Consider the following 13,041-nt stretch of genomic DNA (forward strand, 5'->3'; position numbering starts at 1 on the left):
CAATGACGACTCCTAGCGCGCCCTGCCTCGCCCTCCTCATTACCCTCGTCGGCATCGTCCTGCTCGGTCAGGGCGCCTATATCCATGCCAAGGCGTGGGTTGCGCAGCTTCTGCTGGAGCGCGCTTTTGCAAGAACCATCACCACCGGACAGCCAACCAAGCCGTGGTCATGGGCGGATACCTGGCCGGTGGCGCGCATCGAGGTGAAGCGGCTGCATGTCAGCAGCATCGCGCTCGCGGGCTCCAGCGGCCAGGCGCTTGCGTTCGGCCCGGGACATGTCGAGCTGACGCCTGAAGCCGGCGAGCGCGGCGTTGCCGTCTATTCCGCGCATCGCGACACCCATTTCCGCTTTCTGCAGGACGTCGTCATTGGCGACGAAATCGACGTCACTCGCAGCGATGGCAAGCGGTTCCGCTATCGGGTCGACAGCGCCTCCGTGGTCCGGTTCGATGCCTCGGGGATCGATCCGCTCCGCGACGGATATGAGCTCGTGCTGTCAACCTGCTGGCCGTTTGGGGCGCTGACGCCGGGGCCGGAACGCTATGTCGTCCACGCCATGCTGATGGGCCCCGGTTCCTGATTCCACCCACCGCTTCTCGTTTGTCATGGCGCCAATCCCGTGAGATGCTTCTGATCCGGGCCAATCAGACCAACCGAATCGAAGCGCGCGAGACGCATGGACTCCCAGATACATTACCTGCCGCTGACGCCGGGCCTGTTTTCTATCCTGGTCCTGCTGTTCGCAGCGCTCATCATCCTGATCCAGCTTCGGATCCTGCGCTACGCCTATATGCGACTGGGCGTCGGGCCGGGCGCGGCATTGCTGCTGCTGTTTGGTTCGCTGATCGGCAGCTATTTCAACATCCCGATCACCATACTGCCAGGGGAGACGGTGAAGACCGGAGAAATCGTCGACTTCTTCGGCATGGAATATGTCGTGCCGCTGGTCACCCGCTATCCCGGCACGGTGCTGGCCGTAAATGTCGGCGGTGCGGTGATCCCGACTTTGATGTCCATCTATCTGGTGCTCCGCTATCAGCTCTGGCTGCGTGCAGCCATCGCCGTGATCGTCATCGCGCTCATCATCCATGCCATGGCAACGCCGGTGCACGGCGTCGGCATCGCCGTGCCCGTCTTTGCACCGGTGGTCGCCACCGCCATTCTCGCCTTTATCCTCTCCCGCGAATATGCCCCGCCGCTCGCCTATATCGGAGGCTCCATGGGCACGCTGATCGGCGCCGACCTGATGAACCTCGGCAGGATCGGCGGGCTCGGCGCGCCTGTCGCTTCGATTGGCGGCGCGGGAACCTTCGACGGCATTTTCCTGACCGGCATTCTCGCCGTGCTGCTCGCCGGCATCGCCTCACCTTCGCGGCCGCGACCAAGTTGGTGAGCGGCCTCCACGCAAGGCGCCCATCGCCTGACGTGAGTTGCCACGCTCTCCGACTGTCCATAAACATTCGCAAGAAAGGGTGATGCGAATTCACCGCCGCGCGGAAAAAGAAAGAAAAAGCACAAGGGGAAAGTTACGCCATGGAAGCCAAGGTCTCCGCCATCTCGGAAAAGTGGTCGCCGTCACCGGACGCAAGCCCGGTCATCAAGGGCATCCATGCGATGCTGCATCCGCGCAACATCGTGCTGGTCGGCGCCACCGACAAGCCGGGCAACTACGCCGAGCGGATCTGGAACAACCTGATCAAATACGGCTACGAGGGCCGCCTTTATCCCGTTAACGCCAAGCGTGACACGGTGTGGGGCGTGACCTGCTACAAGGATTTTGCCTCGCTGCCCGAAAAGCCCGATCACGTGCTGGTGCTCGTGCCGGCGCGCGTCGCCGTCCAGGTGGTGCGCGATGCGGCGGCCGCCGGCGCACGTTCAGCGACCATCGTCACCTCAGGCTTCAGCGAATTGCAGGACGAGGAGAGCCAGCGGCTTGCAGCCGAGCTGCAGGCCGCCGTGCGCGAGACCGGACTTGCGGTTACGGGGCCGAACTGCCTGGGCAATTTGAGCGCCGGCGAAAAGATCTTCACCAACATCGACGACCGTATCGTGACCATGGAGCAAGGCGCGGTGGCGATCGCCGGCCAATCCGGCGCGATCGTGATGGCGATCCGCCAGGCGCTGGAGGATCGCGCCGTCGGCGTCGGCTACATGGTGACGACAGGCAATGAGGCGGGGCTCGAGACGCCCGATCTGATGGCCTATTTCGCGGCCGATCCCTCCATTCGCGTGATCGTCGTCTACCTCGAAGGCGTGCGCAACACCAAGGCCTTTCGCGATGCTTGCAAGGCGGCGCGCGCCGCCGGCAAGCCGGTGATCGCCCTCAAACTCGGCGCCTCCGAAGGCGGCCGCGCGGCGGCGATGGCGCATACCGGCGCGCTCGCCGGCTCGATCGAAAGCTTTGATGCGATCTCCAACCGCGAAGGCGTCATCCGTGTCCGCGGCCTCGACGAACTGATCGAAACCACCGAGTGTTTTGTCCATGCAGATCTGCCCAAGGGCAACCGCCTCGCCGCTGTGACGCTGTCGGGCGGCAAGCGCGGGCTTCTGATCGACGCGTTTCATTCGGCCGGCCTGAATTTCGCACCGCTGAGCCGGGACGCCAGCTCCAAGCTGGCTAAAATGCTCGGCCCTGGCTCGATCGTGGGCAATCCGCTGGACGCCGGATTCGCGGCCGTTGTCGATCCCTCCGTCTACATGAAATCGATCAAGATCATGATCGACGACCCCGACACCGACATCGTCATCATCGACTCCGAGCTGCCGAAAGCACCGCATGAATTGCGCGAGCGCAGCTTGCGCATCGTCAACGACATGGCGGGCGAAGCCGCGAAGCCCGTGATCTATATCAGCGCGATGTCGATCGGCTTCACCGACCATACCAAGGGCTTACGCAAATCGCTGCCGAACATCGCGGTGCTGCAAGGCATGGACCGCGCCGTCGGCGCCATCCAGGCGCTGATCGACTATGCCGCGCTCGACAAGGACGTGCCGGATATCGTTTCGAGCTCGAAGCCTCAGGCCCGCGCGCTGTTGGAGAAAACGCTAAAGAACGCAAGCGGCGCGGCCCTGGACGAGGTCGCCTCGAAGAAGCTGCTGAAAGCCTACGGCATCCCGATCTCGAAGGAAGGAATTGCGCAGACCGCTGCGGAGGCCGTGACGATCGCCAAACAGATCGGCTTTCCCGTTGTCGCCCAGGTGGTCAGCCCCGACATCCTGCACAAGTCCGATATCGGCGGTGTCATGCTCAATCTCAACAGCGCAGCCGAGGTGAGGAAGGCCTTCGACGACATCACGGCGCGGGTGAAGAAGCTGAAGAGCAAGCCCAAACTTGAAGGCATCCTGATCGCGCAGCAGGTCAAGGCCGATCTCGAACTTGTCGTCGGCGCCTCGCTCGATGCCGAAATGGGGCCGGTGGTGCTGTTCGGCACCGGCGGCATCGAGATCGAGTTGATGAAGGACGTGGCGCTCGCCGGCGCGCCGATCGATGAGGCGGAAGCGCGCAAGCTGATCGGCCGCACCAAGGCCGGCGTGAAGCTGCGAGGCTATCGCGGCAAGCCCGCCCTGCACGAGGCCTCGGCGGTCAAGGCTCTGGTCGGGCTGTCCAACCTGATCGCCGACGCCGGCAATCGTATCGCGTCCATCGACGTCAACCCGTTCCTGATCAATACCAAGACCGGGGTCGCCGTGGACGCGCTGATCGTGCTCAACAACGCCGCCGCCAAGGACGCGGCCGGTCATTAATCTTCCGCTTTCATCCCCTTGAACGTACAATAACGTCCCGGCGCTCCGCCGCCGGGCGGATGCGGCTTTCGGAATCAGGATGCGCCTTACCAACCTCGTGATCGGGACGACAACGCTTGCGGTCATCGCCGCGGTCGTTGTCGGCATGCTCTCCGTTCAGAAGCTGCGCCACGCGCAACAGCGCAGTCCTCTGCGCATCGTATTTGACGGCTCGGCCAATGGTCTGCGCAAAGGCGGCGCGGTGAACTTCGACGGCATTCCCTCCGGCGAGATCACATCGATCAAACTGGAAGGCCCGCGCAGGATCGTAGCGATGGTGATGCTGGACAACGCGACCCCGATTCGCAAGGACACCGTCGTCGGCATCGAGTTCCAGGGACTAACCGGGCTTGCGGCGATCTCACTGGTCGGCGGCGCCGCAAGCGCGCCACCGGTCCCACTGGATCAGGACGGCATACCCGTGCTGACGGCCGATTGGAGCGAACAACAATCGATCACCGACACCCTGCACAACGTCGACAAGGTGATCGTGGACAACCAGGCCGTGTTGAAGGACACTTTGCTCTCTTTTGAAAGCTATACGGCTTCATTGAAGAGCAAGGGCGAGGCGATCGATGATGCCATCGACAAGGCCGAGGGCGCGTTTGCCAGCTTTGACAACGCGGTCACCAAGATCGACGGGCTGGTGCCGGGCCTGGCGGATGGCAGGGTCGGCGAACTCTTTGAAAAGGTCAGGTCGATCCGCGAGATGGCCGATGGTTTGCGGCGCAAGTCGGCAATCTACATGGAAGAAGGCCGCCGCACTCTGCTCGACGTCAGCGACGCTGCCAACAAAATGAGCCAGAAGTTCGAGCCTCAATCGGCGGCCAATTCGCAGGCCGCGCCGCGCCGCCAGAGCCCCAGGCGGCAATAATCCCACCAATATCCCGCGCCCTGCTGAAGGAGCGAAAACGGTGTCCCGATGGCCCGCAGCGGCCGACGGAGCCGGGTGCTGCAAACCTGAATAAATGTTCATTCCGGAGCGGAACCAAGCGCTCCCCTACGGATCGGTTTGGCTCCCGCCAATCTCGGATCTCCACCGCCCGGACTGCATGGCGGCTTTTTTTAATTCCGGCTGGAACCAACTCAGATGCTTTCTATTAGTTTCTCTAGGCCAAATCGGCCAGGTTCCATTTTTTGCCCTCTTCCTTTTATTGCTTGATCTGGAATTCTGCCGAAGCTTTCTTGTGTAGATTGTGTCCCAAATCGGCGCGCATTTTTTTGGGGGAATGCCATGAGCGACCTCGATCCCGTTGCATCATCGAGCCGCCGCGGCGTAAAGCTACCACCCAACGGAAACGGGAAGCGGGATCCTCAACAGGAGCTGCTGCACGCATTGCAGGCGATGCGCAGCGGCGACTTCTCGGTGCGCATGAGCGGCGACCATCACGGTGTCGATGGCAAGATCGCCGACACCTTCAACGAGATCGTTGCCGCCAATGAGCGCATGGCCCAGCAGCTCGAGCGTGTCGGCCAGGCGGTGGGGCGCGAAGGCAAGACCCGCCAGCGCGTCAGGTTCGGCCTCGCTTCCGGCTCCTGGGCCGACATGGAAGATTCCGTCAACACCCTGATCGATGATCTGTTGTGGCCGACCCGCGAAGTGACGCGCGCGGTCGCCGCCGTGGCGCAGGGCGATCTCTTGCAGACGGTGCAGCTCGATGTCGACGGCCGCCCGCTGGGCGGCGAATTTCTGCAGTCGGCCAATATCGTCAACACGATGATCAAGCAGCTCTCCGTGTTCACCTCGGAGGTGACGCGCGTGGCGCGCGAGGTCGGCACCGAAGGCAAGCTCGGCGGACAGGCGCAGGTGCCGGAAGTGACGGGCGTGTGGAAGGATTTGACGGAGAGCGTCAACTCCATGGCCAACAACCTGACCAACCAGGTCCGCAACATCGCCGAGGTGACGATCGCGGTGGCGAACGGCGACCTGTCGAAAAAGATCACCGTCGATGTGCGGGGCGAGATCCTGCAGCTCAAGGAAGCCATCAACACGATGGTGGACCAGCTACGCTCGTTCGCCTCCGAAGTGACGCGCGTGGCGCGCGAGGTCGGCACCGATGGTAAGCTGGGTGGACAGGCGATCGTGCCCGGCGTCGCCGGCACCTGGAAGGACCTGACCGACTCCGTGAATGCGATGTGCGGCAATCTGACCGCACAGGTGCGCAACATCGCCAACGTCACCACCGCTGTCGCGCGCGGCGACCTCTCGCGCAAGATCACGGTGGACGTGCGCGGCGAGATCCTGGAGCTGAAAGACACCATCAATACGATGGTCGACCAGCTCAACTCCTTCGCTTCCGAAGTGACGCGTGTTGCACGCGAGGTCGGCACCGAAGGCAAGCTCGGCGGACAGGCGAAGGTGCCCGGCGTCGCCGGCACCTGGAAGGACCTCACCGACAGCGTCAACTTCATGGCATCGAACCTGACGGCGCAGGTCCGCAACATTTCGGACGTCGCGACGGCGATCGCGAGCGGCGACCTCTCCAAGAAGATCACCGTGAACGTGTCGGGCGAGATCCTTCAGTTGAAGGAAACGCTCAACACCATGGTCGACCAGCTCAATGCCTTTGCCTCGGAAGTGACGCGCGTCGCGCGCGAGGTCGGCACTGAAGGCAAGCTCGGCGGACAGGCCAACGTGCTCGGCGTCGCCGGCACCTGGAAAGACCTGACCGAGAGCGTCAACTCGATGGCGTCCAACCTGACGGCGCAGGTCCGCAACATCGCGGAGGTGACGACCGCGGTCGCCAATGGCGACCTGTCGAAGAAGATCACGGTCGACGTGCGCGGCGAAATCCTCGAGCTCAAGGACACCATCAACACCATGGTGGACCAGCTCAACGCCTTCGCGGGCGAGGTGACACGCGTGGCGCGCGAGGTCGGCACCGAAGGCAAGCTCGGCGGACAGGCCATGGTGCGCGGCGTCGCCGGCACCTGGAAGGACCTGACCGACAGCGTCAATTCGATGGCCTCCAACCTGACCGCGCAGGTCCGCAACATCGCCGAAGTCGCGACCGCGGTGGCCAAGGGCAATCTGTCCAAAAAGATCACCGTGAACGTTTCGGGCGAAATCCTTCAATTGAAGGAAACGCTCAATACCATGGTCGACCAGCTCAACGCCTTTGCCGGCGAAGTCACGCGCGTGGCGCGCGAGGTCGGCACCGACGGCAAGCTCGGCGGCCAGGCCGAGGTGCCCGGCGTTGCGGGCACCTGGAAGGACCTGACCGACAGCGTCAACTCCATGGCCGGCAATCTCACCGCGCAGGTCCGCAACATCGCCGAAGTCGCGACCGCGATCGCCAATGGCGATCTCTCGCGCAAGATCACGGTCGACGTGCGTGGAGAGATCCTGCAGCTCAAGGAAACCCTCAACACCATGGTCGACCAGCTCAACCGCTTCGCGGGCGAGGTGACGCGCGTGGCACGAGAGGTCGGCACCGAAGGACGGCTGGGCGGACAGGCCAACGTGCCCGGCGTGGCCGGCACGTGGAAAGACTTGACCGACAGCGTCAATTCGATGGCCGGCAATCTGACGGCGCAGGTTCGCAACATCGCGGAAGTGACCACGGCTGTTGCACGCGGCGACCTCTCGCGCAAGATCACGGTCGACGTGAAGGGGGAAATCCTCGAGCTGAAAAACACCATCAACACCATGGTGGACCAGCTCAACGCCTTTGCCTCCGAAGTGACGCGCGTGGCGCGCGAGGTCGGCACCGAAGGCAAGCTCGGCGGCCAGGCCGAGGTGCCAGAAGTCGCCGGCACCTGGAAGGACCTCACCGACAACGTCAACTTCATGGCGTCGAACCTGACCGCTCAGGTGCGCAACATCGCCGAGGTCGCAACCGCGATCGCCGGCGGCGACCTCTCGAAGAAGATCACGGTGGACGTGCGCGGCGAGATCCTGCTGCTCAAGGACACACTGAACACCATGGTGGAGCAGCTTCGCTCCTTCGCCGCCGAAGTGACGCGCGTCGCGCGCGAGGTCGGCACCGAGGGACGGCTGGGCGGCCAGGCGGTGGTGCCCGGGGTCGGCGGCACCTGGAAGGACCTCACCGATAACGTCAACCTGCTCGCAGCCAACCTGACCACCCAGGTGCGCAACATCGCGGAAGTGACCACGGCCGTTGCGCGCGGTGACCTCTCACGCAAAATCACCGTGGACGTGAAGGGCGAAATTCTTGAGCTGAAGAACACAATCAACACCATGGTGGACCAGCTCAATGCCTTCGCGGGCGAAGTGACGCGCGTCGCCCGCGAGGTCGGTACCGAAGGCAAGCTCGGCGGCCAGGCCCAGGTGCCCGGGGTCGCCGGCACCTGGAAGGACCTGACCGACACCGTGAATTTCATGGCGGCCAACTTGACCGAGCAGGTGCGCGGCATCGTCAAGGTCGTCACCGCGGTCGCCAACGGCGACCTCAAGCAGAACCTGACGGTGAAATCCAAGGGCGAGGTCGCGGCCCTTGCCGAAACCATCAACAACATGACCGAGACGCTCGCGACCTTCGCCGATCAGGTCACCAGCGTGGCGCGCGAGGTTGGCGTTGAGGGGCGGCTCGGCGGGCAGGCCAACGTGCCCGGCGCCGCCGGAACCTGGAAGGATCTGACCGGCAACGTCAACCTGCTTGCCGCCAACCTCACCTCGCAGGTGCGCGCGATCGCGGAAGTCGCCACGGCCGTGACCAAGGGCGATCTCACCCGGTCGATCCAGGTGGATGCACGCGGCGAAGTCGCCGAGTTGAAAGACAACATCAATACCATGATCACCAACCTGCGGCTCACCACCGAGCTCAACACCGAGCAGGATTGGCTGAAGACGAACCTTGCCCGTTTCACCAATATGCTGCAGGGCCAGCGCGATCTCACCACCGTAGGCCGGCTGCTGCTGACCGAATTGACCCCGCTGGTCAACGCCCATATGGGCGTGATCTACCAGGTCGACAACGAGGACAGCTCGCGATTGCGCCTGCTTGCGACCTATGCCGCCGACGGCAACTATCCGCATCCGGAAGCGATGCAGTTCGGCGAGGGGCTGATCGGCCAATGTGCCCTGGACAAGCGCCAGCGCCTGATCTCCGACATTCCGGCCGACACTGTTCCGGTCCGATCCGCCCTGATGCGCGTCGTGCCACGGAATCTCGTTGTCCTGCCGGTATTGTTCGAAAGCCAGGTCAAGGCGGTGATCGAGCTTGCGTCGTTGAGCAGCTTCACCACCTCGCAGATGACTTTCCTCGAGCAGCTCACAGATTCCATCGGCATCGTTCTCAACTCGATCGAAGCCACGATGCAGACCGAAGGACTGCTGAAGCAGTCCCAGCAGCTCGCCGGCGAATTGCAGGCGCAACAGCGCGAATTGCAGCAGACCAACGAGCAGCTCGAGCAGAAGGCGCAGCAGCTCGCCGAACGCAACGTCGAGGTGGAACGCAAGAACCAGGAAATCGAGCAGGCGCGCCGCGCGCTCGAGGAAAAGGCGACCGAGCTTGCGCTGACGTCGAAGTACAAATCCGAATTCCTGGCCAACATGTCGCACGAGCTGCGCACGCCGCTCAATTCGATCCTCATTCTCGGCCAGCAGCTCACCGAAAACCCGGACGGCAACCTCACGCCCAAGCAGGTCGAATTCGCCCGCACCATTCACGGAGCCGGAACCGACCTCTTGAACCTGATCAGCGACATTCTCGACCTGTCCAAGATCGAGTCCGGGACGGTGACGGTGGACGCCGAGGAGATCCTCACCTCGAACCTGCTGGAGACGGTGGGGCGGCCATTCCGCCATGAGGCCGACAACCGGCAACTGTCGTTCACCATCGAGGTGGACCCCAACCTGCCGCGCAGCATCGTCACCGATTCCAAGCGTCTGCAGCAGGTGCTGAAGAATTTGTTGTCCAACGCCTTCAAGTTCACGGCAGAAGGCGGCGTGCAGCTCAAGGTCGGAGCCGCGCTGTCGGGGTGGAGCGGCGATCATCCAGTGCTGAATACAGCGCCCGCCGTGATCGCTTTTGAGGTCTCCGACACCGGCATCGGCATTCCCCTGGAGAAGCAAAAACTGATCTTCGAGGCCTTCCAGCAGGCGGATGCCGGCACCAGCCGCAAATATGGCGGCACGGGCCTTGGCCTTGCCATCAGCCGCGAGCTTGCGAGCCTGCTCGGCGGCGAGATTCACTTGAAGAGCGCGCCCGGCAAGGGCTCGACCTTCACGCTCTATCTGCCGCTCAAATATTCCGGCCCGACCATCGCAGCGCGCGCACAGGTCACGTCCTCCTCGTATGGCGGCACGCCCGCACTGCAGACCCCGACGCAGGAGCGCACGATCGAGCAGCTCCCCGACGACCGTCTCAATCTCGAGCCAGGCGACACGATTCTCTTGATCGTGGAGGACGACCCGCATTATGCGCGCGTGTTGGTCGATCTCGCACGCGACAAGGGGTTCAAGGTGCTGGTTGCGGCGCGCGGCGCCGAGGCGCTGGATCTTGCCAAACAATACCAGCCGGCGGCGGTCTCGCTCGATGTGTTCCTGCCTGACATGCTGGGCTGGACGGTGCTGAGCCAATTGAAACACAATCCGCTGACGCGGCACATTCCGGTTCAGATCATCACGCTGGATGAAGATCGCCAACATGCGCTGGCGCGTGGCGCCTTCTCCTTCGTCAACAAGCCGACCACGACCGAAGGCGTCTCCGCCGCGCTGGCGCAGATCAAGGAGTATGCCAAACCACGCCGCAAGCGGCTCCTCATCGTCGAGGACAACGAGGCGGAGCAGCTCTCGATCCGCGAACTGCTGCACCACGACGACATCGAGATCCTCGCGGCCGATACCGGCAGCGGCGCGCTGTCATTGATGCGGGAAATGCCTTGCGACTGTGTGGTGCTGGACCTGCGCCTTCCCGACATGAGCGGGTTCGAGGTGCTGGATGAGATCCGCAACGACGAAATCCTGTCGAATGTTCCGGTCGTGGTGTTCACGGGGCGCGAGCTTTCCCCCGAAGAGGATGCGGAACTCCACACGATGGCGCGCAGTATCGTGGTCAAGGGGGTGGAATCGCCGGAACGCCTGCTCGACGAAACTTCGCTGTTCCTGCACCGCGTGATCACGGAACTGCCGATCGAAAAGCAGCGGATGCTGGAAAAGCTGAACAGTTCCGACGAGGATCTGGTCGGCAAGACCGCGCTTCTGGTCGACGACGACGCGCGCAACATTTTTGCGCTCTCGAGCGTGCTGGAACGGCGCGGCATGAAGGTTCTGACCGCAACGACGGGGAGCGAGGCGGTGGCGCTGGTCGAGTCGAACCCGGAGATCGCCATCGTGCTCATGGACATCATGATGCCGCAGATGGATGGCTATCAAACGATCGGCGCAATCAGGCAGAACCCGTCATTCGGACGGCTGCCGATCATTGCGTTGACCGCGAAAGCGATGAAAGGCGACCGCGAGAAATGCCTGGAGGCAGGCGCTTCCGATTATCTCGCAAAACCCGTCAATACCGAGCAATTGCTGCTTGCCATTCGCATGTGGCTGCACCGCTGATCGATGGCTTCCATGATGGACCATGAAAAGGTGAACATTCTTCTGGTCGACGACCAGCCGGCCAAGTTGCTCGCCTATGAAGTTATCCTGAAGGAACTCGGCGAGAATCTCGCGGTCGCGACCTCCGGCCGCGAAGCTCTGGAATATCTGCTCAAGAACGAGGTAGCTGTCATTCTCGTCGATGTATGCATGCCCGAACTGGACGGCTTCGAGCTCGCCGCCATGATCCGGGAGCATCCGCGATTTCAGAAGACGGCGATGATCTTCATCTCGGCCATCCAGGTCAGCGATCTCGATCGTCTGCGCGGCTACGAGATGGGGGCGGTGGATTACGTTCCGGTGCCCGTCGTTCCCGAAGTGTTGCGCGCGAAGATCAAGGTCTTTGCCGAGCTCTACCGCAAGACGAGACAGCTCGAGCGGCTCAACGCCGAGCTCGAGGACCGCGTCCACGCCCGCACGGCCGAGCTGGAGAACTCGAACGCCAAGCTGGTCGAGAGCGAGCAACGCCGCAGCATGGCGCTCGCCGCCGGCAAGATGGGGTCGTGGGATTGGGACTGGGTCAACGGCGACTGGATGTGGGACGAGGGTCAATACCGGATTTTTGGCGTTGATCCCAGGAGCTTTGAGGTTACCTCGGAGAACATCAAGAAGCTGCTGCACCCGGATGACCTCGAGCGGTTGCGCAAGGCGGTCAGCCATTTCGAGCGCGGCACCCACGCCTATGAAACGGAATTCCGCATCGTGCGCCCCGATGGCGAGGAGCGCTGGTGCGTCGGCACTGCGGCCGCATCCGTCGATCGGACCGGCCGGGTGGTGCGGGTGAGCGGGGTCACCATCGACATCACCGAACGCAAACGCGCGGAGGACCGGCAAAACCTGCTTGCGCGGGAGGTCGATCATCGCGCGAAGAATGCGCTGGCGCTGGCGCAGTCCATCGTGCGGCTGACGCGCGGGGCGACGTTGAAGGAGTACATCCAGGCGGTCGAGGGAAGGATCAGCGCGCTGGCGCGCGTCCACACCATCCTCTCACTCTCGAATTGGCAGGGCGCGGAGATCGGACGGCTGGTCGACGAGGAGATCTCACCCTATTCCACCGGCGAACAGATCGAGCTTTATGGGCCGGAATTGCAGCTTGAGCCCGCGACCGCACAGACGCTGGCGCTGGCCGTCCATGAGCTGGTCACCAACTCCGCCAAATACGGCGCGCTCTCCTCGCATTCCGGCCGGCTGAAGATCCGGTGGGAGGTGCGGCCCGATCTCCTGCAAATCTTTTGGGAAGAGCGCGACGGACCGCTGGTGCAAACGCCGATATCGCGCGGCTTCGGCACCCGCAGCGTGATCGCCAGCATCGAGTCGCAACTCGGCGGGCGGGCCGACTTCGATTGGCGCGCGGAGGGCCTTATTTGCCGTTTATCGGTACCGCTGGGCAAGGATTTCCCGGCGGGCCAGATCAATCTTCATGCTGGCTTCAACGGCAGCGGCCGAGAGCCACTGCTGCGATCGGCCGGCGCGGCGGAGTGATATTTCCGCCGTTCTGTACGAAAGCGGCGCCGCCGCGACAGCCATCACAGCGAATGCTGCGCGACGTCGCCTTCTCCGTCATTGCGAGGAGCGAAAGCGACGACCCGCCGTCGCTCGCTGCGCGAGCTATGGCGAGGCGTGAAGTCCCGCCGAAGCGCCTTTGCGCGTAGGCGGAAGCAATCCAGACTGCATCCGCGGAGAAAGTCCGGATCGCTTT

6 protein-coding genes are annotated in these 13,041 nt (G+C 63.1%); all 6 read left to right on the forward strand.

Annotated elements, in window-relative coordinates:
• Positions 1 to 2 precede the first annotated feature (2 nt).
• Positions 3 to 581 carry a class GN sortase gene (locus tag F758_RS0118260; protein ID WP_024509214.1) on the forward strand — a complete coding sequence of 193 codons (579 nt, stop codon included), beginning with the start codon at positions 3 to 5 and terminating at the stop codon, positions 579 to 581.
• 96 nt (positions 582 to 677) lie between these two features.
• The gene (locus tag F758_RS0118265) at positions 678 to 1,394 is read left to right on the forward strand and encodes a DUF1614 domain-containing protein (protein WP_024509215.1); all 717 of its coding nucleotides are present in this window, start codon (positions 678 to 680) and stop codon (positions 1,392 to 1,394) included.
• A 140-nt stretch (positions 1,395 to 1,534) separates the two neighbouring features.
• The gene (locus F758_RS0118270) at positions 1,535 to 3,745 is read left to right on the forward strand and encodes an acetate--CoA ligase family protein (RefSeq protein ID WP_024509216.1); all 2,211 of its coding nucleotides are present in this window, start codon (positions 1,535 to 1,537) and stop codon (positions 3,743 to 3,745) included.
• 79 nt (positions 3,746 to 3,824) lie between these two features.
• The gene (locus tag F758_RS0118275) at positions 3,825 to 4,658 is read left to right on the forward strand and encodes an MlaD family protein (protein WP_024509217.1); all 834 of its coding nucleotides are present in this window, start codon (positions 3,825 to 3,827) and stop codon (positions 4,656 to 4,658) included.
• Positions 4,659 to 5,018: 360 nt separating this feature from the next.
• Positions 5,019 to 11,303: a HAMP domain-containing protein gene (locus F758_RS0118280; RefSeq protein ID WP_024509218.1), complete on the forward strand. Its 6,285-nt coding sequence runs from the start codon at positions 5,019 to 5,021 to the stop codon at positions 11,301 to 11,303.
• A gap of 15 nt (positions 11,304 to 11,318) precedes the next feature.
• Positions 11,319 to 12,824, forward strand: a complete 1,506-nt coding sequence (locus F758_RS0118285) for a sensor histidine kinase (RefSeq protein ID WP_024509219.1) — start codon at positions 11,319 to 11,321, stop codon at positions 12,822 to 12,824.
• Positions 12,825 to 13,041 lie beyond the last annotated feature (217 nt).

This window comes from Bradyrhizobium sp. ARR65 (assembly GCF_000472385.1).
In the GTDB taxonomy this organism is placed as follows: domain Bacteria; phylum Pseudomonadota; class Alphaproteobacteria; order Rhizobiales; family Xanthobacteraceae; genus Bradyrhizobium.